Annotated in this window: 16 protein-coding genes and 2 pseudogenes; 7 read left to right on the top strand and 11 right to left on the bottom strand. The window is 68.6% G+C overall.

From position 1 onward, the window contains the following. Window positions 1-404: 404 nt before the first annotated feature. On the top strand, window positions 405-2096 hold the full coding sequence (locus ACFWN2_RS15605; RefSeq protein WP_382428048.1) for a BTAD domain-containing putative transcriptional regulator: 1692 nt from the start codon (window positions 405-407) through the stop codon (window positions 2094-2096). Here the strand turns inward: ACFWN2_RS15605 and ACFWN2_RS15600 are convergent. Further along, entirely contained in the window at window positions 2093-2740 is a 648-nt protein-coding gene (locus ACFWN2_RS15600) for a 4'-phosphopantetheinyl transferase (RefSeq protein ID WP_382428047.1), read from the bottom strand. The genes ACFWN2_RS15605 and ACFWN2_RS15600 overlap by 4 nt on opposite strands. Further along, window positions 2737-3555, bottom strand: coding sequence for a metallophosphoesterase family protein (locus ACFWN2_RS15595; protein ID WP_382428046.1), 819 nt, complete (start codon window positions 3553-3555; stop codon window positions 2737-2739). Before ACFWN2_RS15595 ends, ACFWN2_RS15600 begins: the two co-directional genes overlap by 4 nt. A gap of 746 nt (window positions 3556-4301) precedes the next feature. Here ACFWN2_RS15595 and ACFWN2_RS15590 point away from each other — a divergent pair. Then, window positions 4302-4709: pseudogene (locus ACFWN2_RS15590) on the top strand (transposase); the annotation flags it as partial. Window positions 4710-5200: 491 nt separating this feature from the next. On the opposite strand, the gene ACFWN2_RS15585 reads toward ACFWN2_RS15590, so the two are convergent. From ACFWN2_RS15585 to ACFWN2_RS15565, 5 genes are all read right to left on the bottom strand, one after another. Beyond that, entirely contained in the window at window positions 5201-6376 is a 1176-nt protein-coding gene (locus tag ACFWN2_RS15585) for a sensor histidine kinase (RefSeq protein ID WP_382428045.1), read from the bottom strand. Between the two features lie 14 nt (window positions 6377-6390). Then, window positions 6391-8130, bottom strand: a complete 1740-nt coding sequence (locus tag ACFWN2_RS15580) for a cation acetate symporter (protein ID WP_382428044.1) — start codon at window positions 8128-8130, stop codon at window positions 6391-6393. Further along, window positions 8127-8528 carry a hypothetical protein gene (locus ACFWN2_RS15575; protein WP_382428043.1) on the bottom strand — a complete coding sequence of 134 codons (402 nt, stop codon included), beginning with the start codon at window positions 8526-8528 and terminating at the stop codon, window positions 8127-8129. The genes ACFWN2_RS15580 and ACFWN2_RS15575 overlap by 4 nt, the downstream gene beginning before the upstream one ends. After that, entirely contained in the window at window positions 8525-9418 is an 894-nt protein-coding gene (locus tag ACFWN2_RS15570; RefSeq protein WP_382428042.1) for a LytR/AlgR family response regulator transcription factor, read from the bottom strand. Before ACFWN2_RS15570 ends, ACFWN2_RS15575 begins: the two co-directional genes overlap by 4 nt. A 244-nt stretch (window positions 9419-9662) precedes the next feature. Then, window positions 9663-9950 carry a hypothetical protein gene (locus ACFWN2_RS15565; protein ID WP_382428041.1) on the bottom strand — a complete coding sequence of 96 codons (288 nt, stop codon included), beginning with the start codon at window positions 9948-9950 and terminating at the stop codon, window positions 9663-9665. Window positions 9951-10495: 545 nt separating this feature from the next. On the opposite strand from ACFWN2_RS15565, the gene ACFWN2_RS15560 reads away from it, so the two are divergent. Beyond that, a complete protein-coding gene (locus ACFWN2_RS15560; protein WP_382428040.1) occupies window positions 10496-15562 on the top strand; it encodes an NACHT domain-containing protein in 5067 nt (1688 codons plus the stop codon). Here ACFWN2_RS15560 and ACFWN2_RS15555 read toward each other — a convergent pair. Continuing rightward, window positions 15540-18026 (bottom strand): DEAD/DEAH box helicase, encoded by a 2487-nt coding sequence (locus ACFWN2_RS15555; protein ID WP_382428039.1) that lies wholly within the window; start codon window positions 18024-18026, stop codon window positions 15540-15542. The two genes, ACFWN2_RS15560 and ACFWN2_RS15555, sit on opposite strands and share 23 nt — an antisense overlap. Window positions 18027-18036: 10 nt before the next feature. Next, window positions 18037-19386, bottom strand: a complete 1350-nt coding sequence (locus ACFWN2_RS15550; protein ID WP_382428038.1) for a glutamine synthetase family protein — start codon at window positions 19384-19386, stop codon at window positions 18037-18039. A 303-nt stretch (window positions 19387-19689) separates the two neighbouring features. Here ACFWN2_RS15550 and ACFWN2_RS15545 point away from each other — a divergent pair, with 303 nt between their 5' ends. Next, window positions 19690-20265: a MarR family winged helix-turn-helix transcriptional regulator gene (locus ACFWN2_RS15545; RefSeq protein ID WP_030474059.1), complete on the top strand. Its 576-nt coding sequence runs from the start codon at window positions 19690-19692 to the stop codon at window positions 20263-20265. A 257-nt stretch (window positions 20266-20522) separates the two neighbouring features. On the opposite strand, the gene ACFWN2_RS15540 is transcribed toward ACFWN2_RS15545, so the two are convergent. Next, window positions 20523-21872: a pyridoxal phosphate-dependent decarboxylase family protein gene (locus ACFWN2_RS15540; RefSeq protein WP_382428037.1), complete on the bottom strand. Its 1350-nt coding sequence runs from the start codon at window positions 21870-21872 to the stop codon at window positions 20523-20525. 51 nt (window positions 21873-21923) lie between these two features. After that, window positions 21924-23954, bottom strand: coding sequence for a glycoside hydrolase family 95-like protein (locus ACFWN2_RS15535; protein WP_382428036.1), 2031 nt, complete (start codon window positions 23952-23954; stop codon window positions 21924-21926). Window positions 23955-24319: 365 nt separating this feature from the next. Between ACFWN2_RS15535 and ACFWN2_RS15530 the strand changes: the two genes are divergently transcribed. The 3 genes and pseudogenes from ACFWN2_RS15530 to cbiQ form a co-directional block, all read left to right on the top strand. After that, entirely contained in the window at window positions 24320-25006 is a 687-nt protein-coding gene (locus ACFWN2_RS15530) for an energy-coupling factor ABC transporter permease (RefSeq protein ID WP_382428035.1), read from the top strand. Further along, window positions 25003-25284, top strand: a complete 282-nt coding sequence (locus ACFWN2_RS15525; protein ID WP_382428034.1) for a PDGLE domain-containing protein — start codon at window positions 25003-25005, stop codon at window positions 25282-25284. The genes ACFWN2_RS15530 and ACFWN2_RS15525 overlap by 4 nt, the downstream gene beginning before the upstream one ends. Continuing rightward, window positions 25284-25922, top strand: a pseudogene (cbiQ, locus tag ACFWN2_RS15520) (cobalt ECF transporter T component CbiQ); the annotation flags it as partial. The gene ACFWN2_RS15525 and the pseudogene cbiQ, both read left to right, overlap by 1 nt. Window positions 25923-25924 lie beyond the last annotated feature (2 nt).

The raw sequence follows: 25924 nt of genomic DNA, 5'->3' as shown, positions 1-25924 counted from the left end.
CGAGGGTTCACCCCACCATCGTGCACCACGGTTGATCAATCCGACACTCGTGTGTCTTGTTCCGGAACGTTCCGGTGGTGGGCCGCCCCCTCGCACGGCCCACCACCTCATCGGGCGACGCGGTCTCCCGGCATCGGCGAATCTATTCGGCGGCTCTACACGCGACCTACACGAGCTGTATAACGCCCTGGCGAAACAATTCCGCTCCGCCGTGAATTCCGTTCGCGCTGTCCACGAATTGACAACCTCGCCCCCGTCTTCAGGACACGCGCCCGCTGCTACGCTCCCCATTCGTTGCGCACTCAGGTGGGGGAGCCTTGGGTACGACGTTCGGGATTCTGGGGCCGTTGCGTGTCGTCCACGCCGGTCAGAAGTTGAAATGCGCTGGTCACAGGCAGCGTGCCGTGCTCGCCGCCCTGATCGTCGAAGCGGGCAGACCGGTCGGCCTCGGGAAGATCGTCGAGGCGGTGTGGGGCGAATTCCCGCCCGCGTCCGCTGTGGCGAACGTGCACACCTACGTGAATCGGTTGCGCCGCGATCTCGCGGAAATGGGGCTTTCCGGCAGCGTTGTCACGGAAGGCGGTGGATATCTCCTCGACGTGGCCGCGGACGAGCTCGACTTCGCGCGCTTCGAGTGCCTCGCCGACGAAGCACGACGGGCATCGGGGGCCGTCGCCCTGTGGGAGGAGGCCTTCGCGCTGTGGCGGGGCTCGCCGCTCGGGGACGTGACGTGCTTCGGGTGGCTGGCGTACGAGGCCGTGCGGCTGGAGGAGGTGGAGGTCCACGCGCGGGAGGACTTCGCGGACGCCCGGCTGGCTGCGGGGCAGTGCGGCGCCGCGATCACGGAGCTGACCGCGCTCGTGCGGCAGACACCGCTGCGGGAGGGGCTGTGGCGCCGGCTGATCCTCGCCCAGCACCGCGCGGGACGGCGGGCGGAGGCGCTGGAGGCGTACCGGGCGTTGCGCGAGGTGCTCGTCGAGACCCTCGGCGTGGAGCCGTGCGCGCAGATCCAGGAGCTGCACCAGGAGGTGCTGCGGGGCGAGCGGACCGAGACCGCGCCGCCGATGCAGCTGCCGCCCGACGTCGAGGACTTCGTCGGCAGGGAGGGCGAGCTGGCCCGGCTCGCGCGGTCGCTGGGAAAGCCGGGCGCCGTCACCGTGATCACCGGCATGGCGGGGGTGGGCAAGACGGCGTTGGCGACGAGGGTGGCGCACGAGGTCAGCGGCCACTTCGGCAGCGGGCAGCTCTACGTCCGGCTCGGCGGTGCGGCGGCGCCACGCGACCCGGCGGAGGTGCTCGCCGAGCTGCTCGTCGCGTTCGGCGTGCACCCGCACGCGGTACCGCGCGACGTCGAGGCCCGTGCCGCGCTGTACCGGTCGCAGCTCGCCTCGCGTCGGGTGCTCGTCCTGCTGGACGACGCCGCGGGCATGGCGCAGGTGCGCCCGTTGCTGCCGGGAACGGCAGGCTCCGCCGTGCTCGTCACCAGTCGCGTGCGGCTCGTCGAGGTGGCAGAGGAGCGCACGGTCGAGCTCGACGTGCTCGACGCCCCGTGCGCGGTGCGGCTGCTCGCGTCGATCGACGCACGAACGTCGGCCGAGCCTTCGGCGGCCGCCGAGGTGGCGCACCTCTGCGGCCACCTCCCGCTGGCGTTGCGCATCGCCGGGGCACGGCTGGCGCGCCGCGCGCACTGGACGGCCGGGCGGCTGGCCACCCGGCTCGCGGCCGAGGACACCCGGCTGGACGAGCTGCGCATCGACGACCTGGAGGTGCGCGCGAGCCTCGCACCCGGCTACGACGCCCTGAACCCCGACCAGCAGCGGGCGTTCCGGCTGCTGAGCCTGCTGGATCTGCCGGACTTCCCCGGCTGGGTCGCTGCCCCGATGCTCGGCGTCGCGGTGCGGGAGTCGGAGGAGCTGGTCGACGGCCTCGTGGACGCGCACCTGCTGGAGACCCGCGGCGACGGGCGCTACCGCTTCCACGAGCTGATCCGGTTGTACGGCAGGGAACGCGCGAAGCAGCACGACGCCGTCGGCGTGCGCAGGACGGCACTGCGCAAGCTCGCGCGTGCGAGCTTGGCGCTGACCGCTCCCGCCTAGGCCACGGGCACGGCGATCGACGTGACCAGGATGTCGCCCTGCACGAGCCAGCGGCCGTCGAACCCGGCGATCGGGCTGCCGGGCAGCAGGATGCGCGAGTGGAACGTGCCGTCGGCGCCGAGGGTGATGTCCGCGTCCTCGAACCCGAGCCAGAGCTTCGTGATCGGGAACCAGGCCTTGTAGGTGGACTCCTTGGCGCTGAACAGCAACCGGTCCCAGCAGATCTTCGGGTCGGCGGCCTGCAGGCCCGCCATCCGGTCCAGTTCGGCCTCGATCGCGATCGCGCCCAGCACCCCTTCCGGCGCGGGCTGGTGCGGTTCGGCGTCGATGCCGATCGTCTCGAAGTCCGACGCCCTGGCCAGCGCGGCCGCGCGGTAGCCCTTGCAGTGCGTGAGGCTGCCGACGACGTCCGCCGGCCAGATCGGCTCGCGCTTCGGGCCCGGCAGGACCGGGGCGGGCTCGACGTCCAGGCGGCGCATGGCCTCCCTGGCGCACGCGCGGACCGTGCCGAACTCGAAGCGGCGCTTCTCGACGGCGTTGCTGATCTGCGCCTCCTCCTCGGGGAAGAGCTCGACCGGTTCGTCGTCGTCGTACCGCTCCACCGCCGCGATGGGGGGAGGAAGAAGCTGTTCCAGCACGCTCATGACTCCCGAAGCACGTCGTGCAGCTTCACCTGGGTGGTGCCGCGTGGTTTCCACTCGCGCGGGTAGCCGAGCGAGACCTCGTCGAAGCGCACGCCGTCGTAGTGCGTCGTGCGGGGGATGTGCAGGTGGCCGTAGACCATCTCCACCGCGTTGAACCGCGTGTGCCAGTCGGCGGTGAGGGTCGTGCCGCACCAGAGCGCGAACTCCGGGTAGCGCAGCACGAACGTGGGGTCGCGGACGAGCGGGTAGTGGTTGATCAGCACGGTCGGCCCGCTGACCTGCGCGAGCCGTTCCTCGGTCTCCCGCACGCGCGCCTCGCACCACGCCTGGCGCGACGGGTACGGGTCGGGGTGCAGGAAGTACTCGTCGGTGCACACCACGCCGGCCTCGTGCGCGATGGCGAGAGCCGACTCCACGTCCGTGGCACCCGTCGGCCGGAAGGAGTAGTCGTAGCCGAGGAATAGGGGACAGACCGTGACCGGCCCGTTCGGCCCGGGGAACGTGACGTACGGGTCCTCGGGAGTGATCACGTCGAGGCTGCGGCACAGCTCCACGAGCTGCTTGTAGCGCACCTCGCCGCGCGACTGGTTGACGTCGTCCTTGGTGGTCCAGAGCTCGTGGTTGCCCGGCGACCAGATCACCCTCGCGAACCGCGGGCGGAGCTTGGAGAGCGTCCATTCGATGGAGTCGAACTTCTCCGCGATGTCCCCGGCGATGATCAGCCAGTCGGCCGGGTCGGGAGCGGTGAGCGCCTCCACGACGTCGCGGTTGTCCTGGTAGGAGACGTGCAGATCGCTGGTGGCCAAGAGCTTCACGGTTCGACGGTATCCCCGGAGTCAACGGAGCGCGATCACCACCTCCCGGTGATCGCGCTCTCACTCGTTCGTGAGAGCGGTACCACGACCGGTTATCCGTTCGTCGCAGACAGTGTGCCACTCGTCTCAACAGGACGTGCCGCGCATCGCCACGGCACGTCCGCTCATCGCCTCGGAGCGTCTGCGCACTTACCTGTTCTGTAACCGGCTTCTTACTGTGAGCGCTGTCACCAGACGGAAAAGTCCTGGCGGAGGACCACACCATGACCGACTCCCAGTTCGCTCGCACCCCGGACCCGCGCCTCGCGCGCCAGGTCCCGCCCCGTCAGGCCCCCGGCCACCCCACACGCCAGGCCCCGGTCACGGGCCAGGCGCGTCAGGCGGTCCCCCCGCGCCAGACCGCGGTCCCCGGCCGCCCGCTCACGGGCCAGACCCCGCGCCCGGCGGGCCAGATCGCACCGCGCCAGGCCACCACCCCGGCAGGCCAGATCGCGCCACGCCAGGCCACCCCGGTCCGCTACGGCCAGCCGGTGGACCCCCGCCTGGCGGCGAACCCGTCGTTCCGCCGCACCGTGGGCGCCGAGATCGCCCGCCACGCCCAGCAACAGCAGGCCTACGCCGTCCCGCAGCGCCGTACCACCGCCGAGGACACGGCCCTGGCCACCCTGCTCCGCTCCCGCCAGCGAGCCGAGTCCGCCCGCCAGGACCCCCGCCCCGCCGACGTGACGCCGCGGGCAGACGCCTGGATGCGCACCTCGGCCTGGCCGGAGACCAGCGTGGAGTCCGGCCGTGGCGACGTCATCGAACAACTCTCCGCCCGCCTCGTCTCGGCCACCCTGTGGTCCGTCGTCGAGCCGCTCATCCCGCCCGCCAAGGTGAGGCGCCAGGGCGGCGGCCGCGGCCGCGTGTCCAACCGGGCCGTGTTCACCGCGATCGTGTTCGTGCTGTCGTCCGGGTGCGCGTGGCGGCACCTGCCGGCGTCGTTCGGGGTGACCGTGCCGACCGTGCACCGGCGGTTCCAGGAGTGGACGGACCTCGGGTTGTGGGTGCGGCTTCGGCGTGCCGCGGCTGAGGGGGCCTGCGGGACCGAGGAGCTCGACTGGATTCGGGCTGTGTTGGACGCGGCTGACCGGCGGGCGGCCAAGGCTGCCAGCTGATTCGCTGGTTTTCGGCTTCGCCGGAGTCATCCTGAAGAAGGGTGGCTCCGGCGTTTTTGTTGCCGGTTGCCGTGCGGGGTCGGCCTGTGGCGCGGGTCGGCTTGCGGCGCGGGTCGGCTTGCGTTGGCTGGCGCCGGTTCCAGCGGGGTGGTCGCCTTGCGTGCGGGTGGTCGCCTTGGGCGGGTGGTTGCGTGGGCCTTGTCGAGCCGGGTTGCGTCATCGCCGCTTCGCGACGATCGCGATTGGGGCTTGACTTCGGGGCCCTTGCGAGGCCTTCCTCGGCCTAGAAAAGGCCGGTCTGTGAAGCCCGGCCGAGTGGTCAAGTTTAAGGCCTCGCACCCAAAGTCAAGCCCCAATCGCCGTCGGGGTTGAGTCATCACCGCTGATCAGAGCCCGACGAGGTGTGGACGCCTCGGCTTCGCCATTGCGTTGGCGGCAGGGGTGGCCCGCCTTCGGCTTCGCCAGCCTCGCGCGCCCCTGCCTCGCCCTCACATGTCGCTGATCCCCGCGTGGTACTTCGGCACCCGAACGGTGATCTTCGTACCCAACCCCAACGCCGTCTCCACCACCAGCCCGTACTCGTCCCCGTACACGCGCCGCAGCCGCTCGTCGATGTTGCCCAGCCCGATCCCGGCGGACTCGTCGACCTGCCCGGCCAGCGTGCGGCGGAGCTTTTCGGGGTCCATGCCGATGCCGTCGTCCTCGATCGTGATGTGGGCCTCGGCGCCGCCGTCGTTGGCGTAGATCTGGATGTGGCCCGGCTCCACCTTGCCCTCCATGCCGTGGCGGACGGCGTTCTCCACCAGCGGTTGCAGGCACAGGAACGGGACGGTCACCGGGAGGACCTCGGGGGCCACCTGCAGCGTGACCTTCAGGCGTTCGCCGAAGCGGGCCCGTTCCAGGGCCAGGTACTGGTCGATGGAGCGGAGCTCCTCGGCGAGGGTCGTGAAGTCGCCGTGGCGGCGGAAGGAGTAGCGGGTGAAGTCCGCGAAGTCGAGCAGCAGGGTGCGGGCTCGTTCCGGGTTGGTGCGGACGTAGGAGGCGATGGCGGACAGCGAGTTGTAGATGAAGTGCGGGGAGATCTGGGCTCGCAGCGCTCGCACTTCGGCTTCCACGAGGCGGGTTCGGGAGCGGTCGAGTTCGGCCAGTTCCAGTTGGCCCGCTGCCCAGCGCGCTACCTGGTTCGTGGCTCGGACGAGGCCCGCTGAGGCTTCGCGTGAGTAGGCGGCCAGGGTGCCCACGACCCTGCCCTCCACGGTCAGCGGGGCGACCACGGCGCAGTTGATCGGGCAGTTGGGTTCGTTGCAACCTATGTCGAACGCCTGGGTGCGGCCCGTCAGGAAGACGTCCTCTGCCTGCGTCATGGCGTCGGCCGCGTGGTGGTCGGAGACGCCCTCCCAGGCGACCACCTCGGTCTCGTCGGTCAGGGCGAGAGCGGGGGTGTCGAGCAGGGTTCGGAGGTGGCGCGCCGACTTCTTCGCCGCGTCCGGGACCAGGCCCGCGCGGAGCGGGGGTGCGGCTGACCAGGCCGTGTGGAGTGTTTCGTAGGTGACGCGCTGGGCCTCGGTGGAGAGTTGGTGCTTGTTGCGCGTGCCTCGCCACAGGACGAGGACGGCCGCGCCGCCCACGATCAGGATCGCGGCTGCGGTGAGGAAGTCCTGCATGAGCGCGTCACCTTCTAGCTTCGGTCGTCCGACGAGGAACCGGAGCCGTCCAGCCCGAGGTTCTCGGGCGCGTGGAGCTTGACCATCGTGCGCTGCACTCCCGGCGGCACGTGCCGTTGGGTGAGCAGCGAGACCACGTACATCACCGTGAAGCCGAGCGGGACCGTCCACGCGGCGGGGCGGGAGAGCAGGATCTGGTACCAGGCGTCGCCGGTGTCGGCGAACATCGTCACGAGGCCCGCGGTCAGGGCCGGCACGCCGCCCGCGAGCATGCCCGCGATGGCGCCGACCGTCGTGATGCGGCTCGACCAGATCCCCAGCATCAGCAACGGGCACAACGACGACGCGGCGACGGCGAACGCCAGGCCGACCATGTCCGCCACCGGCATGCCGGTGGAGACGAACGTCATCGCCAGCGGCACGAGACCCGCCAGCACCGTGGAGAACCGGAAGCCGCGCACCCCGCCCAGCCGCAGCACGTCCTGCGACAGCACACCCGCGAGCGACACCACCAGACCCGACGACGTGGACAGGAACGCCGCGAACGCGCCGCCCGCCACCAGGGCGCCGAGCAGTTCGCCGCCGACGCCGTCGATCATCCGCGTCGGCAGCACGAGCACCACGGCGTCGGTCTGGCCTGTCATCAGCAGCTCGGGCGTGTAGACGCGGCCGAGCGCGCCGTAGATCGGCGGCATCAGGTAGAAGAAGGCCAGCAGGCCCAGCACGATCAACGTCGTGCGGCGCGCGGCCGTGCCGTTCGGGTTGGTGTAGAAGCGCACGATCACGTGCGGCAGGCCCATGGTGCCCAGGAACGTCGCGATGATGAGCGAGTACGCGCCGTACAACGGGAAGTCCGCGCCGCTCGACATCGGCAGCGACCACATCTCGTTGGTGTTGTGCGCCATTGTGGACAGATGCGGGACCGGCGCGTCCTTCGGGAACGTGAGCTCCGCGCCCTGCGCGATGCGGTGGTAGCCCTCGGTCAGCACCAGGCCCGTGTCACCGACCTGCACGCCGTCGACCGAGCCGGATCCCTTGACCAGCACGGACTTCTCGACGTGGATCGTCGTCTGGCGCTGGAACGAGACCTCGGTGTCCTGCCGGAACGCCGGGAACTCCGGCTTCGTCAGCGACTCGGCGCCGTGCACCTGCCACACGATCACCAGGAACACGATCGGCACGGTGATGGCGGTGAGCTTGAGCCAGTACTGGAACGCCTGCACGAACGTGATCGACCGCATGCCGCCCGACATCACGTTCGCCGTCACGACCGCCGTCACGATCAGCGCGCCCACCCAGTCCGGCGCGCCTGTCACCGTGTTCAGCGTCAGGCCGGCGCCTTCCAGCTGCGGCAACAGGTACAGCCAGCCGATCGCCAGCGCCAGGATCGACGCGACCGCGCGCACCCCCCGCGAACGGAAGCGCGCCTCGGCGAAGTCCGGCAGCGTGTAGGCACCGGAACGCCGCAACGGCGCCGCGACCATCGTCAGCAGCACCAGGTACCCGGCGGTGTAGCCGACGGGGAACCACAGCATGTCCGGCCCGTAGGCGAAGATCAGCCCGGCGATGCCGACAAACGACGCCGCCGACAGGTACTCGCCGCCGATCGCCGACGCGTTCCACCACGGCGAAACGGTGCGCGAGGCGACGTAGAAGTCGGACGTGGTGCGGGAGACGCGCAGTCCGTACGCACCGACCAGGATCGTGCCCAGTACGACGACCACCACCGCCACGATGGCATAACCACTCGTCATGGACGTTCGACCAGCTCCGCGAACTCGCGCTCACTGCGCTCCGCCTGCCGCACGTAGAACCAGCCGGCCAGCAGCAGCATCGGGCACGTCGCCACGCACAGCAGGAACCACGGCAGACCGAGCCCGAGGATCCGGAACTTGCCGAGCTCGGGCTCGATCGCGAACAGCAGCGGCAGCATGGCCAGCGCGCCGCACGCCACCAGGCACACGGACAGGCCGAGCCGCCGCTGCGCCCGGATCAGCGTACGCATGTAGACGGCGCCGAGTTCGCTCTGCTCGTTGATCTCGCGCGTGCCCGAGTAGGGGCGGCGCGCACGGGGAGCCCGCGTGCGCGGGCTCGTCACCACCACGCGCTGGGTCGGCTTGGGGTCCGGCCTGGGAGGTGGTGACGTCGTCACGACCCGAGCCCGTTCCTCGGTTGCAGGGCGCCGGTGACGGGCGTGGGCCGCGCACGCCGGACGAGCAGTTGCCGCAGGTGCCGCGCGTGCCGGCGGCTGACCGGCAGCACCGTGCCGCCGATCGTGACGCTCAGATGCCCTTCCTCCAGGCGCAGCTCGTCGATGTGGCCCAGCGACACCAGGTGGCTGCGGTGGATGCGGACGAACCCCGCGCTGCGCCAGCGCTCCTCAAGACCGTTCAACGCGGCGCGGACCAGGCCGCTGCCGGTCGCGGTGTGCAGGCGGGCGTAGTCGCCGTGCGCCTCCACGTACCGGATGTCGGCGAGGCGGATGAAGCGCGTGACGCCACCGAGCTCGACGGGGATGACCTCGTCACCCATCTCCGGCGGCGTGGCGTTCGCGGGCTGCGCGGGCACCGGGGCGGTGGGTTCGGCGGCGGTCTTCGAGTCCCAGACCTCGTGCACGATGCGGTGCACGGATTCGGCCAGCCGCTCCTGGCGGACGGGCTTGAGGAGGTAGTCGAGAGCCTTGAGCTCGAACGCCTCCACGGCGGGCTGCTGGTGCGCCGTCACGAACACGATGGGCGGCGGCTGCGCGAACCGAGACAGCACGCGGGCGAGGTCGAGACCGTCGAGCCCTGGCATGCGGATGTCGAGGAACACGGCGTCCAACGGCTGACCGGCGTCCATCGCGCGGTGCAGCACCCGCAGCGCCTTGGTGGCGTCGGTGACCGCTTCCACGTGGGCGATGCGCGGATCGGAGCGCAACAGGTACACGAGGTCTTCCAGCGCCGGCGCCTCGTCGTCGACGGCGAGCACCCGCAGGGAGCGTTCGAGGCTGCCACGTCGATCCGGCCCCTCGCAGATGGGGCAGGGCAGACCTGAGGTCATTCGAGATCGAGTCCAAACTGTGTGCGGCCGATCCTCACGTGGAGCGAGTGGACCACGCTCGGTCAGCGCGCGCCTGGTGAGCCGAGGGCGTCGGATACGCGATCATGCCCGCTCACGGAGGGTGACCCGCTGCGGGGGTCCGGTTGCGGGGCGTGCACACGACCAGCACCCCCTCCCGCCCGTGAACCCGATTGGCCGCATCATCCGCCAGGCGGAGGAGGTGCCGGAACCCTCCGATCGGGTGTCAGGACTGCCGGATCGCGCGAGGCTGGGCGGCCAGCGCGTCACCGAGAGTGATCTCCAGCTCGATGAACGACTCCTCGGCACGACGGGCGGCGACGCTCACGGAGGCGGCGGCGGCTGAGCCGACCAGTCTGCGGGTCGGCGCACGCAGCGCCCCGATGGCCTCAGACCACTGGTTCGAGAGCTTGGCGAGACCGCTCAGCGTGTCCACGAGCTCCTCGGTGTTGTCCGGCGGCGACGCGACGATCTCCGCCAGCCGGTCGCGCAAGGCGTCCAGTGCCGGGTCCACTTCACTCCTCCAGACGGGCTGCGCCAGGCATTTCAGCCACTGGGCATCACCATATCCCGACCACTGTGGCCCAGTGCAATGATTTTGCCCCCAACGGAGCCCCGCGATCAATCGATTGCACATTCCGTCTCAGTTGGTGTCGTCTCAACTGGTCTGCGTGTGTGACTGCAGGTCGAATTGCGCGTCGGTTCGAGCTGCCACAGCGGTTTGCCGATGCCCGCAACTCCTCCACGCCTGGTGAACAGGGGTGGTGCTCGAAGTATCAGGTCGAATCCGAACGCCTACGCGTCGCGGCAATCCCATCGCCGAGTTGTCCGTCAGACGACCTCTCCCTGCGCGAATTGACACTTTCGCCACAGTTCGAAGTGGGAAGCCGGCGATCGCGTCCAGTCCGGGGTCGTTCGGGTTCGTGCGAAGAGATCCGACGATTCCAAGGGATCGATCCCGGTTCTGGTGGCGGTGCGCGACATCGGCCACGCGGAGCCCGCTTGCAGGTACCGTGACCAGACCTTCGAGGCCGAACGAGTGCTGCGGGAGGTCCGGGCATGACCGCGGAGCGGGACGGCGACGTCACCAACATCGCTCGGGTGGGCGAAGCGGCCAACGTCGTCCAGGTGGGCGAGGTCCACGGTGACCTGCACGTGGGCGGCACCACCCGCCGTGCCGCACCGGTCGAGATCGACTCCCTGATGCGAGCCCACGTGCTGATGGCCGAGCAGCTGCCGTATCAACTGCGTGGCGCGCGAACGCCGTCGCTGTCCACCGTCTACGTGCGGCAGGACCTCGGCACCGGTGGCGACGAGCTCACGTCCGGCGACGCCAGACCGCGGCCGATGGTCGACGGTCACGGCCAGCTCGTCGACGTGTCCACGACCCCGCGCGTGCGGACGTCGGTGCGGCCACCGTCGCGAACAGTGCGCGAAGCACTGGAGTCCGACGACCACCTCGTCATCACCGGAGGTCCAGGCCAGGGCAAGTCCACCCTGACCCTGAGGCTCGCCGCCGACCTGGCGCTCGGCTGGTCGGGCGGCGGGACGGAACAGACGACCGAACGCGTGGTGCCGCTGCGCCTGACCGCGCGAGAACTGGCCGCACGCCTGGACTCCCCGTTCGCGGAGGCACTGGCCGCGAGCGTGCGGGCCGAGTACAACCTGCGGCTCAAGTACGCGATCGACTCGACGCACTTCGAGGACCGCGTCTCCGGCTGCCGCTGGCTGCTCCTCGTCGACGGCCTGGACGAGGTCACCTCGCCCGCCGACCGCGACGACCTGGTGCACGCGCTCGCCGGCTGGGCGGCCTCCGGCGACGTCTACCGCATCGTCCTGACCACGCGTCCGATCGAAGGCGGCGTTCTGGCGCCACTGCAACGCATCGGCGCCATGCGCTACGAGTTGCAGCCGTTCGACGAGGAGGCGCTGCGCACGTTCGCGGAGAGCTGGTTCTCCGAGGACGGCGACGCCGCCGCGAACTTCCTGCGCCAGATCCGCAAGGCCTATCTCGACGAACTGGTGCGCGTCCCCCTGCTGGCCACCATCGCGGCGATCATCTTCGAGCAACGGCGAGCACACCCGTTGCCCGACAACCAGTACGAGCTCTACGAGGCCTACCTCAGGTATCTGCGAGCAGGCCACCAACGCCACCCGAGCCCGCTCGACGCCCACCGCGAGCCCCTGTTCGAACACCTCGGCCTCGTCCGGGTCGACGCCGACACGTCGCTCCTGGACGCCGCGCGCTCGTGGGCGACGCAGCACGTCCCAGGCGACTGGCAGGACGACCTGGTCCGCTTCCTGACCGCGGTGGGCCCCTTCACCCTGCGCGCCGACGACGTCCAGTTCCTGCACCACAGCTTCGCCGACCACCTTGCCGCCACAGCCAAGGCCCGCAGCCTCCCCACTGCTTTCTCCGCAGAGCACAACGACTTCGCCCACCTCCTGCACGCGGCCCGCCCACGAGAACACGGCCGCCACGCCCGCCGCGTCCTGCTCCACTACGGCCGCCTGCACCCGTCCCAGGCCGACGAGCTCCTCCGCACCCTCGACGCGGGCGACTCCGAACAACACCTCCTGGCCGCCCGCCTGCTGGCAGGCCACCTGCCTGCCTCTCCGGGCGTGGTCGAGACCTTCCTCGCCACCGCCCGCGGCTGGGCCATGACCACGCACTACAACGCCTACGACATCCTCGCGGGCGCCAGCCGCGCCACCCACCACCCCGGCTTGCCGGACTGGCTGGCGGACCTCATGAACGATCCGCGGGCTCCCTGGACGAGCCGGGCCGAGGCAGCCGCCGCCCTGGCCACCCGGTTGCGCGGCCGCCACGAACAGGCGGGTCTCGCGCTGCTGAACACCGTGGTCAGTGATGTGGAGGGCGAGACGGCGCGCCGTCTCGTCGCTGCCGAAGCACTGTCCGAATGTGGCGAAGTACATCGGTCAGCGGCTGAGACCGCCCTGCGTGCGATTCTCGCGGATCCGTTCGCGAAACCCTTTGAACACCGCGATGCGGCATTGGTTATGGCAGCCTTGGGCGGACAGGCGCGCGTTCATGCGGCGTCAGTTCTCCTGGCGACCCTCAACGATCCTGAAGCCTCTCCGCATCAGCAGGTGGCGGCTGCCAACGGTCTAGTAGAGATCACTATGGAGCACGCGGGCCGTTGTGCCGAAGTTGTCGTCGAGTTTCTGAAGACCCATTCCTTCTGGTACGGGACGGCGTCGCCTCAAATGGCGGTCGAGACTCTCTGCGCGCTTGGGGCGACACATGTCGCCGTAGGGGTGGTCGCGCTCACCAGTCGCGTCACTGAGGCGTGGTCGCCCCAGTGGGAAAGGGTCGCCACAGCCGCTGTACTAGCTGACTTGGGGCCATCTCATCAGGCGTTGGCGGCGAGGTGGATCTTGCAGCTGGCAAACCAATCCAGCATCGCACCGAACTACCTCTGGAGGTACGGTGACTTTCTCAAGCGATGTGGGTGGAAGTATCGCAAGCAGGCGGCGTCGCTGCTGCGTAGGGCGCTCAATGATCCGATGGCCTCCGCCAACGCGACTTACTGGGCGGCCAGAGAGTTGAGCGGACTGGGACCGGATTATCAGCATGAGGCGACAGGCCACCTCATCCGACTTTGCGAGGCGCTGGCCGATCGGCATGCGGGAAGTTGGGAACGTGAGAGCGCTCTCGGTTATCTGGCTACGCGCGGAGAGCCGTTTCGATCACGAGCGGTCGCTGAACTGAGGAAGACTCTCGCGGATGAGGGCATAGACCTGAGTCGTCGCGATCAAGCGGCATTCCAGCTTGTCGAACTCGGCCCGGAGTGCCACAATGAGATTATTGGCCGCCTACGCGAGCATGCGGCCCAGCGGTTCAGTCTCTCGATGATGGTGTCTGCTTGGCGAAAGCTCGCCAGCTTGGATACGCGTTACCGCGCATCCGCAGCGGCCGTGTTGGTTGACCTGATGGAGAGTGGAGGTGAGGATAACTCTGAGCCGATCCAGTTGATCACTACATCATTGATTAACGATGTGAAATCGGCGGGAGAGATCCTGTCGAAGACACTCTTGGACAGCAAACGGGACGAACGCTGGCGTGGATCTGCGGCTGCCAACCTAGTCCTGCTCGGCCAGCCCTTTCATCGAGTCGCGGTGAACGGCCTGATCAGGCTGATCGAGAGCGACGCCATATCACAGACGAACCTGAGTGCGCGGATCAGGGACTTCACTGATGTCGCGGCCATGTTCAAGGCAGAGATCGTGGCGGTGCTTCGGTCCGTGATTTTGTCGGCTCGCAGCACTCCCGCCGTTGTGGTGAACGCTGCGAAGGCGATACAGACGCTGCTGGGGTTACAAGGGTCTGAACTTGCCGTCGTGCTTCGCGCGACCCTGCTAGATGAAGCAGTCCATCCCCACATACGCATCGACGCTGCGGTCCTGCTCGCTTCTTTGCAGCCAGAACTTGCAGGCCAGGCGGCAGAAGTGTTGATCTGCGACCACCGGGATCGAACTCTATCGTGGAATTCGGCGCTGAGCACTCTAGCGGAGTTGGGGGCCGATCCTGCTTCATCGTTGTATGAGATAGCGCGTGACATGGACGTTCGAGTTAGGCATAGGGTACGAGCCATCGGTGCTTTGATTCATCTTGGTCGAGGTGAGGTCGTGGAGACGCTTGTGCGGCTTGTTGATGACGAGTATCTCGATCACCGGGTCCGTGTGTTTGCAGTGGTGACGCTCGCCAAGAGCGGTAGCGATCAACTCGCCAGAGTGATCGAGCACCAACAGCTGGTGTGGGACGAACGGACCGCGGCCATTTCCGATCGCTGTGCGTCGGCGGGGTGCGTCCGGTCGCTCGACCTAATGGTGACCTCGGCCGTGCTGGAGCTGTGGCTCAAGGTAGCGACGAACCCTGAACTGACTGCAGCCGAACGGGCTTCTGCACTTCCGTATCTGCGTGACACGGCATATCAGCCCACAGTCACCATTGACTCGCTGGCTCAGGCGATCGCACATGATCCGGAATGCGGACCTGAGGAGAGGCGGTCCGCGCTGCAATATCGGGAGCGCAAAGGGAGGTTGACTGAGCAGCGGACGATGCTCGCCGATCGCTCGATTCCGATAAAACAACGTTTGCCAGCTCTGGATATTGCTGGGTTTCAGCCGTTGCGGCATGAGACGGAAGCTGTGATCCGTGATGTTCTCGCAGCTCCGGAAAGCACTAATCGCGATCGAGTAGCAGCAGCGGCAGCGCTCGCCCAGTTGTCGTCGAAGTTCGTAGACGAGGCCGCAGTGCTGTTGAACGGCATGGGCTGGTGTGCGCAAGAGGAATTGGCCCAGCTCGGCCATCGCTCGAGCAGCCGGGTACGAGCTGCAGCGAGGGCGATCGCTGATGATGAGACCAAGCCTTGGCGCGAACGCTGGCAGGCCTCGCGCTTCGAATGGACGATTGAACCGCGTTCGGCAGAGCAGCGGATGGAACGAGCCGACGCGCGAGGTGAGATCGGTACATTACGAATGATGTTGGGGGATGCGCGACCGGCAACTCGCTGGAGCGCGGCGAAACGCTTACGTGAGTACGACTTAATAGACCGAGCGGAGGCTGCGGGAGTGCTGGAGGCGATTGCTCGTGACGCCGGGATCAGGGCGGCATTGCGGTGGCGGGCGGGAGAGGAGCTAACCCGATTTGGGGCGAAGGGCCGTGAGCGCGGGGTTGCCGTGCTGCGTCACCTCATGGGAGACGAAAGACTGCCTGTGACGGCTCGAGCAGAGGCCGCGACCGTCGTGGGCAGGACCAGGCCTGACCTGCGTGCTGAGATCGTGAGGTTCCTTCGGAGCCTGAAGCCGCAGCAGATCAGGCTGCACCAGATGTTGGGAGAGTTCGAGCCGGAGGAAGGCGCTCGAGCATTGCGAGCCATGACCGAGACGGGCACGCCGCTGGTGCGGATCAGGGCCGCCGAGGCCATGCTCGCGTTGCGGCGCGACTACCGGGAACCGGCCGCGGTCACCGCGCGAGACGTCCTCAGAGACGAGAGCGCGCCGTGGCACGTCCGCCGCAGGGCTGCCTGCGACCTCGCGCGGTGGAGCGATCTCGGGCTGGAGGAGGCCAGGGCCTGGCTCAGAGCCGCCCGACGTCCGTGATCGTCACGACCGCCTCGCCCAGCTCGTCGGACGCGGCCAGGTCGACCTCGGCGTTGAAGCCCCAGTCCTTGTCCCCGGCCGGGTCCTCGAAGATCTGCCGGCACACCCAGCGCTCGCGCTCGACGTTGATGATCAGGAACGCCGGGCCGCGCGCGTTCGGGCCCGCGCCGAGGTCCGAGTGCTCCTCGAAGTACGGCTCCAGCGCGTCCATCCACTCCTTGGCCGTCCAGCCCGACTCGTGGTCGAGCTCGCCCAGGGAGTACCAGTCGCGCTTCGCTGCCAGCTCCACGCGGCGGAACAGCGCGTTGCGGACCAGCACGCGGAACGCGCGGACGTTGCGGGTGACGGCGGGCGGCAGGTCGACGCGGACCTCCTGCTCGGGCGCGTCCGGGTTGGTGAGCTTCTCCCACTCGTCGATCAGCGACGAGTCGACCTGGCGGACGAGCTCGCCGAGCCACGAGATCAGGTCCTGCAGCTCCTCGGTCTTCGCCTCGTCCGGCACCGTCTGCGACAGCGCCTTGTACGCGTCGGCCAGGTACCGCAGCACGAGGCCCTCGGAACGCGCCAGGCCGTAGAACGCCACGTACTCCGAGAACGTCATCGCGCGCTCGTACATGTCGCGCACGACGGCCTTGGGGGACAGGTGGTAGTCGCCGACCCACGGGTGGCCGCGGCGGTAGGTGAAGAACGCGGCTTCCAGCAGCTCGTTGAGCGGCTTCGGGTACGTGACCTCGTCCAGCAGCTCCATGCGCTGGTCGTACTCGATGCCGTCGGCCTTCATCGCGCCGATCGCCTCGCCGCGCGCCTTGTGCTCCTGCGCGCCCAGGATCTGCCTCGGGTCGTCCAGGATCGACTCGATCACCGACAGCACGTCGAGCTCGTAGCCCGGCGCCTCGCGGTCGAGCAGCTCGATCGCGGCCAGCGCGAACGGCGACAGCGGCTGGTTCAGCGCGAAGTTGAACTGCAGGTCCATCGTGAGGCGGAAGTCGTCGCCGTCGCGTTCCACGACACCGGCCGCGACCAGCGCCTTGTACATCGCCAGGGCGCGCTTGATGTGCCGGAGCTGCTTCGGGCGGTCCTCGTGGTTGTCCTCCAGCAGGTGCCGCATCGCCTGGAACGCGCCACCGAGAGGCCGGCCGATCACGTTCAGCAGCATCGCGTGCGAGACCTGGAACGACGACGTCAGCGGCTCGGGCTCGGCGCCGACGAGCCGTTCGAACGTCGACTCGCCCCACGACACGAACCCGTCGGGGGCCTTCTTGCGCACGACCTTGCGGCGCTTCTTCGGGTCGTCGCCCGCCTTCGCGAGCGCCTTGATGTTCTCGACCTCGTGCTCGGGCGCCTGCACGACGACCGTGCCGACCGTGTCGTAGCCCGCGCGGCCCGCCCGCCCGGCGATCTGGTGGAACTCACGGGCCTTGAGGATGCGTGTGCGGGTGCCGTCGTACTTCGAGAGAGCGGTGAACACGACCGTGCGGATCGGCACGTTGATGCCGACGCCGAGGGTGTCCGTGCCGCAGATGACCTTCAGCAGACCCGCCTGCGCGAGCTGCTCGACCAGGCGGCGGTACTTCGGCAGCATGCCGGCGTGGTGCACGCCGATGCCGTGCCGGACCAGCCGCGACAGGGTCTTGCCGAACCCGGAGGAGAAGCGGAAGTTGCCGATCGTGGAGGCGATCTCCTCCTTCTCGGCCTTCGTCGCGACGTTGACGCTCATCAGCGACTGCGCGCGCTCCAGAGCCGCGGCCTGCGTGAAGTGCACGACGTAGATCGGCGCCTCACGGCCGTGCAGCAGGTCTTCGATCGTCTCGTGCAACGGCGTGGTGACGTACTGGAAGTTCAGCGGCACCGGGCGCTGCGCCGAACGGACCACCGCCGTCGGCCTGCCGGTGCGGCGCGTCAGGTCCTTCTCGAAGAACGAGACGTCGCCCAGCGTCGCCGACATCAGCAGGAACTGGGCCTGCGGCAGCTCGACGATCGGCACCTGCCAGGCCCAGCCGCGGTCGGGCTCGCTGTAGAAGTGGAACTCGTCCATCACGACCTGGCCCACGTCGGCCGTGTGGCCGTCGCGCAGCGCGATGTTCGCGAGGATCTCCGCGGTGCAGCAGATGATGGGCGCCTGGTCGTTGACCGAGGCGTCGCCGGTCATCATGCCGACGTTCTCCGGCCCGAAGACCTCGCACAGCGCGAAGAACTTCTCCGAGACCAGCGCCTTGATCGGCGCGGTGTAGAAGCTGCGCTGGTTGCCCGCCATCGCGACGAGGTGCGCGCCGATGGCCACCAGGCTCTTGCCCGACCCCGTGGGGGTGCTGAGGATGACGTTGGCCCCCGAGACGAGCTCGATGACCGCTTCCTCCTGCGCCGGGTACAGCGCCAGGCCGCGCTCGGTCGCCCAGTGGGAGAAAGCGTCGAACAGTTCGTCTTCGTCGGCGATCGAGGTGAGCCGGTCCGTGAGTGCAGTCATCGCAGGTGAACTATAGGTGGTACGCGTATTCGGTGAACTCCCAGTCGGTCACGAACCGCTGGAACCGGGCCACCTCCTCCCACTTGAAGTCCACATAGGACCGCACGAAGTCCTTGCCCAGCACGTCGACCATCGCCGTGTCCTCCTCCAGGTAGGCGAGGGCGTCCGGCAGCGTGGCGGGCAGCGTCGGGGCCTTGGACGGGTCGTAGCCGTACCCGGCGGACGGCCGCGGCGGCTCGATCTGGTCGCGCATGCCCAGGTAGGTGGCGGCGATGAGGCCCGCGATGCCGAGGTAGGGGTTCGCGCTCGCGTCGCCGAGCCGCAGTTCGAGCCGGGTCGTGTCACCGCGTTCGGCAGGCACCCGGAGCATCGCGCTGCGGTTGTCGAGGCCCCAGTCGATCAGCCACGGCGCGAGCGAGTCCGGCCCGAACCGCTTGTAGGAGTTGACCGTGGGGTTGAGCAGCGCGGCCAGTGCCGGGGCGTGCTTGAGAATCCCCCCGATGGCCCAGCGCGCCTCGTCGGACAGGCCGCTCGACGTGCCCGCCGCCTGGAACGCGTTGCGGCCGTCCTTCTCGTGGCACGACAGGTGCAGGTGGAACCCGCTGCCGCCGCCGTCGTTGAACGGCTTGGCCATGAAGGTGGCCATCCGGCCCTCGCGCCGCGCGAGCTCCTTGACGCTCGTCTTGAAACGGAACGCGCGATCGGCGGCGTCCATCGCCGGCGAGTGGACGAGGTTGATCTCGAACTGCCCGCCGGCGTACTCGTGGTTGCCGCCGGTCGTTTGGAGACCCGCGCTGCTGAGCGTGCGAAGAGTTCTCAACAGATGACCGTCGGAATCGCCGCGGCGACCAGTCGCGTACACGTTGCCCGGCTCGTCGCAGTACGGCCGCCACCCGTTCGGGCGATCTTCGTCGGGTTCGCAGAGAAAATATTCCAGCTCGGGACCGATCACGGGGGACAGCCCGGTGGCGTCGAATATTTCCAGCGCCCTCCGAAGCACCTGCCGCGGCGATTCGTCCACCGGTCTTTCGTCGGCGGGGCTCACCGCGTCGCCGATGCACCACGCCACGCCTGGCTCCCACGGGATCGGGAGCAGCGTGTCGAGGTCCGGGACCACGATCACGTCCGGCAGCCCGGCGTCGAGCACACCCCCGTTCTCGGTGGTCTTGCCGCCCGGCGTCGTGCTGTAGACAGCACGGCAGAACGACAGACCGCGCTGAGTAACCGCAGGTAGGTGCTCTACGAGGACGTCACGGCCCCGATCGGTGCCGAGGAGGTCGGGGAAGACGACGCGCACCACGTCGATCCCGTCCTCGCCGAGTCTTGCCGCGAGTTCCCGTGTCACCTGTTCTCCGGCCACGTCGAACTACCTTTCCGGCACTGTGTGTCGCTGACGCGGAGGGGATAACGTTGTGGGGCAAACGCTATCGACCCGTCCGTGGAGCGAAGACCGTCATTGGTCCCAGTCGGGGTGCTCCACACTCATCGTCCACCACTGGGCAACAGTCCGTAACTGGACGGGTGACGACCGTCACGAGATCATGCACGATGTGGGATCGTGATCAAAGAGGTTGCGGATCGACTCGCACCACATCACAGACATAGTTCGGAACCGCAAGTATTGTGCCGGGAACACCTGAGCTCGAGCACGGGAGACTTTGAGTTGTCTGGTCACCACACGATTGCCGAGACCGAGAAAGCCGTCCAGGCGAAGCTCGGTGCGGTGCCGCTGCATCGCGAGCAGATGGCGGCGGTGTCGAACATCCACCGCGCCGCCACCGCGATCCGCCAGCACCTCGAGAACTCGGTGCTGCGCACCAGCGATCTGACCTGGACCGGCTTCGTCGTGCTCTGGGTCGTGTGGATCTGGGGCGAGATGGAGACGCGCTACGTGGCCGAGGAGGCCGGGATCTCCAAGGGCACCCTGACCGGCGTCGCCAAGACGCTGCAGTCACGGGGCCTGCTGGAGCGCCTCGGGCACCCGACCGACGGACGGCTGGCAGTGCTGCGACTCACCCCTGAGGGTGAAGAGCTGATGGCCGACCTCTTCCCCAAGTTCAACGAGGAAGAGGTGTTCGTCTCCGACCCGCTGGAGTCGTCGGAGGCTCAGTCGCTGGCCGAGATGCTGCGCCGGATGGTGACGCACCTGGAGGCCAACGGCGAGCAGCGCCGGCTGGATCTGCGCGGCGACACGCCGTTGCCGCCTCGGCGGTCCGGGCGTCGGGCCAAGCACGGCTGAGGTTGGCGCGTGGTCCGTGGGCGACTCACCGGGGGTGAGTCGCCCAATTTGGCGTTCGGTTCGGGTCTGGGTGGGCAGAGGGTGGTGGGCTGACCAGGCCGTTTCGGCTGTTCGGGTCGGCTTGTGCGGGTGGCTTGGGTTGGTGGCAGGGGTGCTTCGGCTTCGCCGTTGGCCGTTGTGCAGGGACGGCTCGCCTTCGGCTTCGCGGGGTGGTCGCCCCCCGCACCCCGCCTCGCCCTACCTGCCCCGCCGCACGCTCAGAGCAGGCTGAGCACCCGCGCGTGGAGCGTGTCCAGGTAGTCCTCGGACTCCGGCTTCATCAGAACGCTCCGCAGCACCCGAGCGCCGTCCGCATCGGCCGTCACCTCCGGGTGCCGTGCGCTGAAGGCCGACTTCGAGGCCCGCGCCACGCTCAGGAAGATCGGGTCGACGGGCGCGTTCATGCCGGTGTCCATCACGCGGTGCGAGGCCGCGTCCACGGCGGAGAGCGTCAGCGGGTCGGTGCGCGGGAAGTACGTGACGATGTCCAGCTCCGGCTCCTGGTAGAGCTCCAGCGCCTCCGACTCCCGGATCATCGACGCCCACCGGACGGCCGTGCGTCGGCCGGTCGCCAGGACTTCGCCGAGGCCTTCGCGGGTCAGCGGGAGCAGGCGGAGGGTCAGCCACAAGCCCGCTGCCGCCGCGCCGGCCCGGGAGCATTCCAGGCTGATCTCGCCCAGGTGCATCTCGTCGGACGTGAAGTACGTGTACGGGGAGTCGTGCAGGTAGAAGCGGCCCACGGAGGCGTCTCGGAACAGGACCGCGCCGCAGCCGTAGGGCTGTAGGCCGTGCTTGTGCGGGTCCACCACCACGGAGTCGCACGAGCCGATGGCCTCCCACGGCTCTGGGGCCAGGTCGGTGCCTGCGAGCAGGGTGAAGAAGCCGCCGTATGCGGCGTCCACGTGCACCCGTGCGTCGTAGCGGCGTGCTACGTCCAGAACGAGATGCACCGGTTCGATGGCACCCAAAGCGGTAGTTCCCGGGGTCACCACGACCGTGCCGACTTTGCCGGTGCGGAGGAGGTCTTCCAGGGCGTCCAGGTCCATGCGGCCGAGGCCGTCCACGGCTACAGGGAAACCCTCGATGCCGAGGACGTTGCACATGCGTGAGTGCGTGTAGTGCGCCTCGGAGGAGTAGGCGACGCCACGGGTCGGGTGGAGCGAACGGGCTACGAAGAGGGCCTCCAGGTTCGCGATCGTGCCGCTGGAGGTGAGGTGGCCGAGGTGCTGGTCGCCGTAGCCGAACATGGTGGCGAGGTCCGAGACGACCTCGCGTTCCATCGCCGCTGTGGCCGGGCCGCCGTCGAGGGCGTGGTTGTTCGGGTTGATCAGCATCGCGGACAGGTAGCCCACGACGGCCGCCGGGTGCGGCGGCTTGAGCATCTGGCCCGCGTAGCGCGGGTGGAAGAACGGGTAGTTGTCACGGAGGCGGTCCTGCAGTTCGGCCAGTGCCGAGCCGAAGAGGGCCGGGTCGACCTGCAGGGACGAGTGGGGTGTGAAGGTGCCGTAGTCGGCCGTCCACTTCTCGTGGTTGGCCAGCGCCTCGTTGAGCCAGTGCTGAAGATCCACCGCGCACACCCCACTCGTTGCCACGCACGTCCTCATGTTCGAATTTGGACGTTACGGCAGACCCCAGCGCGCTGACGAGCCGTTGGCTTTCACATCACGTGCTGAGACGTCGGGGCGTGTGCCGCGGCGGGAGATGACGGCGCTCTGACCTCGTCGAAGCGGGATTTCGACGGCTGTGCCACGGATTTTGTGGTCCAGGCGGCGGCCCCACGTGTCGCGGACGTCGATGTCGCCCGTGATTCCGTGCTCCAGCAACAAAGGCGAGCCCGCCTCGGAAAACACCCTCACCCAGTCGGTGCGGCCGGACGAGCGCGAAGCGTCCACAAGGAACGCTCCTTGCGTGCGCAACGACGAGATGGAGGCATCGGCCCAAGTGGACGAAACCGACGGGAAGACGCGCACGACGCCGTTGTGCGACTGGACCATCATCTCCAGCACGGCCTGGGCGGACATCAGCGGCGACTCGATCGCGAGGTTGCCGCCTTCGCGGTAGAAGGTGTTCTCGGTGAGCACGGCGTTCGAACCGACCTGGTTGCGGTCGAGGAAGTAGCGCAGGAACCGCAGCGCCTCCTCCGGGCGGCCCATCGCCGACGCCATCGCGGACGCGGCGCCGTAGCTGTAGCCGGCCCACGCCTCCCGCCGCGAGACCCAGTGGTCGAACGTCCTGTCGATGAGCGCGCGGTGCTCCGGCATGTCGTACGTCAGTTCGCGCAACGGGTAGAACCACAGCATGTGCGAGAAGTGGCGATGGGAGTCGTTCAGGGCGACGTCGCGGCCGATCAGCACGCCGTCCGGGCCCTGTGCGTACGGCACGAGCCGATTGGCGATATCGCGCCAACGCGCGTTCTCCTCGATGGAGAGCAGCGTGCGCACACCCCAGCGGATCAGCGAGAGGTCGTACGTCGTGTCCGTGGCGTTCGCGTACTCCGGTGAGCGCGTCTCGGGCAGATGGAGCCTGCCGTCCGTTCCCTCGACGAGGAACCGCGCGTAGTAGTTGACCGCCTTCGTCAGGATGGGGAACAGGACGTCGGACAGGATCTTGCGGTCCATCGTGTGCCGGTAGCCCAGCCAGACGTTGTGACAGGCCCACAGAAGATTGCCCGTATGGTCGTTCGGCGCGACGCCCGGAACCCCGCAGTAGCGGGGTCCCGACCGCAGCGTGCGGTCGCCGGGGTGGCAGATCGCGTACGAGTTCCCGTCGCGGTAGGCGGGGTTCACGTTGAGTTCGAGGTTGTGCTCGAACCGCTTCAACGTCGTCGTCACCGCGTCCAGCTCGTGGTGGTTCGAGCCGTTCACCAGCGGGTACGAGATCTGGACGTTGAGGTTCCACCACACGGCCGTCCAGCTGTTTCCCTGCTCGGGGAACCACGGGCCCCACTCGGAGATCACGGGCGCGTCGGCCCGTGTCGCCGCCGCCATCTTGTAGAGCTGCAACCAGTAGAAGCGCTGCACGAGCTTGTCCGGCACCGAGATCAGCGACTTCGAGTAGTAGGCGTTCCACCAGCGACGATGCTGCAGCGTCAGCACCTCGAACGGGATCGCGAGCGCCTCACGCACCTCGCGGATCGCGTCAGACGTGTGCGTGTCCGCAGGGTGTGTGTACGCCACGTGGGCCGCGAACCGGCCGTTGCGGGTCTGCCAGGCCGTTGTGTATCCACCGCCCGCGAGCAGCGGTTGTGCGGCGTAGGAGACGCCGCCGGCGGTGCCCAGGGTCGGCGCGGGGTTGGCCGTGTAGTCGGAAGGCCTGCGGATCTGACGGGTCGTCGACGACTCCAGCGGCTGGAAACCCCAGGTCACGTCACCTTTGGCCGAGGCGAGGAACGTGCTGCGCGAGTTGTGCACGAGCATCGTGAACGCGGCCGCGCCCTGAGTTGTCGTCACCGAGCCCGTGAGCTCGGCGTTCCACAGGTCCAGCGTCCAGTCGACGGCGGTGATCGCGCCGGCGAACTGCAGGGTCAGGTACCCGATCGGCAGCCGGGACAGGCCGACCGCGGCCTCCCAGTGGTCGCGCTGGTCCTGCACCTCGGAGTGGCTGAGCATGAGTTTCAGCTCGTTCGCGGTGCGTCCCGCGTACACCTGCACGCCGAGGAAACCGTTGGCGAGAAAGGGACTATCGCCCCAATTCGCCGGAAGCCGCCGCCATTCCACACGAGCGTCCCTGACGACGTCCCGGTGCACGCTGTGACCCGATGTCTCGGGTGCGGCCACGGCGGTGCCCGCCCCGAGTGCGGAGGCCCCCACGGCCGCGCCCGTCCCGTACAAAAAGGTTCTACGCGACAGCTCTGTCACTGTTCGTCCCTCCGTGCCGTGGCGGCGGCGGAACGGAGTCAACCGCAGAAGTCATCCGATGACTAGTGAGGTAGTTGGGCGATGACACAGATGTGTGAGCCAAATGTTGTTGCACAAAGCTGGCCACAGCGGGGGAGTGGCAATTAGCGTCTCAGCTCATGTCACCTGTTGCCATGCACATGAGCGACGGTCTCCTGAACGCGCCGGTGTCGATCGTCTTCCTCGTCGTCGCGGCGGTGGGCGTCGGCTTCGCGTTGGTCAAGGCCCGTGCGGACCTCGACGACCGCACGGCGCCGATGGCGGGCCTGGTGGCCACGTTCATCTTCGCCGTCCAGATGATCAACTTCCCGATCCTGCCCGGCGCCTCCGGCCACCTGCTCGGCGGCGCGCTCGCGGCGATCCTGGTCGGCCCGTGGGTCGGCGCGCTCTGCGTGACGATCGTGCTCGTGGTGCAGGCGCTGCTGTTCGCGGACGGCGGCCTCACGGCCCTGGGCGCGAACGTCACCAACATGGCGTTGATCGGCACCGCGGCCGGGTTCCTCGTCGCCGTCGCGCTGCGCAGGTTCGCCGAGAAGGGCAAGGGCGGGCTCGCGGCCGTCGCGTTCATCTCGGCGTTCGTGAACACGTTGCTGGCCGCGACCGGCTTCATCGTCGAGTACGCGATCGGCGGCGCGGGTGGCGTCGAGATCGGCAAGGTCGCGTTGCTGATGTGGGGCCTGCACGCGCTGATCGGCATCGGCGAGGGCCTCATCACCGCCGTCACGGTCACGTCGGTCGCGTCGATCCGGCCCGACCTCGTCCACCTGCTGAAGGGCAACGCCAAGCCGCTGGAGGTGCGGTCGTGAAGAAGTTCTTCATCGGGTTCGCGTTCGTGTCGCTGCTGATCGCGGGAGTGCTGTCGTACTTCGCGTCCGGCGACCCGGACGGCCTCGACAAGACCGTCGAGGACACCGGGATCGCCGAGCACGCGCAGGACCACTCGTTCTCCGGCAGCACGTTCGCCGACTACGCGCTCGGCGGTGACGACAAGTTCACCGGCCTCGCGGGCGTCCTCGGCGTGATCGTCGTGCTGGGGCTCTCGTTCGGCCTGTTCTGGGTGCTGCGCAAGAAGTCCGACGCGTAGTGAGCGGCGCCCACGACGTCCTGCACCACGCCGGCGACTCGCCGGTGCACCGCCTCGCACCCCACGTGAAGATCCTCGTGGCGTTCGGTGCGGTGCTGGGCGTCGTGGCGACCCCGCGCACGTGGTTCCCGCTGTTCGGCGTCTACCTGCTGGTGATCGTCGCGGTGTGGTTCGCGGCACGGGTTCCCGTGCTGTGGTTCGTGAAGCGCGCGGTGATCGAGACGCCGTTCGTGGTGCTCGCGTTCCTGTTGCCGATCTTCGGCACGGACCCGCGCACCGACTTCCTCGGCCTCTCGGTGTCGGTCGAGGGGTCCCTGGCGGGCTGGAACATCCTCGCCAAGGGCACGCTCGGCGTCCTGATCAGCCTGACCCTGGCCGCCACGACGGCGCCCGGCGACCTGCTGCGCGGCCTGCAGACGTTGAAGGTGCCGGCGCCGCTGATCATGATCGCCACGCTGATGCTCCGCTACGGCGAGGTCGTCGTGGGAGAAGCGAAACGCATGCGCGTCGCCCGCATCTCGCGCGGGGACGACCCGCGGTTCCTGTGGCAGGCGGGCGCGGTGGCGCGGTCGGTCGGCACGTTGTTCATCCGGTCCTACGAACGCGGAGAGAGGGTGCACCTCGCGATGGTGTCGCGCGG

This window comes from Lentzea sp. NPDC058436 (assembly GCF_042721515.1).
Lineage (GTDB): Bacteria > Actinomycetota > Actinomycetes > Mycobacteriales > Pseudonocardiaceae > Lentzea.
The sequence above is the reverse complement of the archived record's forward strand: the minus strand, read 5'-3'. Positions and strand labels throughout refer to the sequence as shown.

Coding starts and splice junctions, on each gene's coding strand:
- ACFWN2_RS15600 (WP_382428047.1), bottom strand. CDS start 2,740: ATGAGCGTGCTGGAACAGCTTCTTCCTCCCCCCATCGCGGCGGTGGAG.
- ACFWN2_RS15585 (WP_382428045.1), bottom strand. CDS start 6,376: ATGCAGGACTTCCTCACCGCAGCCGCGATCCTGATCGTGGGCGGCGCG.
- ACFWN2_RS15580 (WP_382428044.1), bottom strand. CDS start 8,130: ATGACGAGTGGTTATGCCATCGTGGCGGTGGTGGTCGTCGTACTGGGC.
- ACFWN2_RS15570 (WP_382428042.1), bottom strand. CDS start 9,418: ATGACCTCAGGTCTGCCCTGCCCCATCTGCGAGGGGCCGGATCGACGT.
- ACFWN2_RS15560 (WP_382428040.1), top strand. CDS start 10,496: ATGACCGCGGAGCGGGACGGCGACGTCACCAACATCGCTCGGGTGGGC.
- ACFWN2_RS15555 (WP_382428039.1), bottom strand. CDS start 18,026: ATGACTGCACTCACGGACCGGCTCACCTCGATCGCCGACGAAGACGAA.
- ACFWN2_RS15530 (WP_382428035.1), top strand. CDS start 24,320: ATGTCACCTGTTGCCATGCACATGAGCGACGGTCTCCTGAACGCGCCG.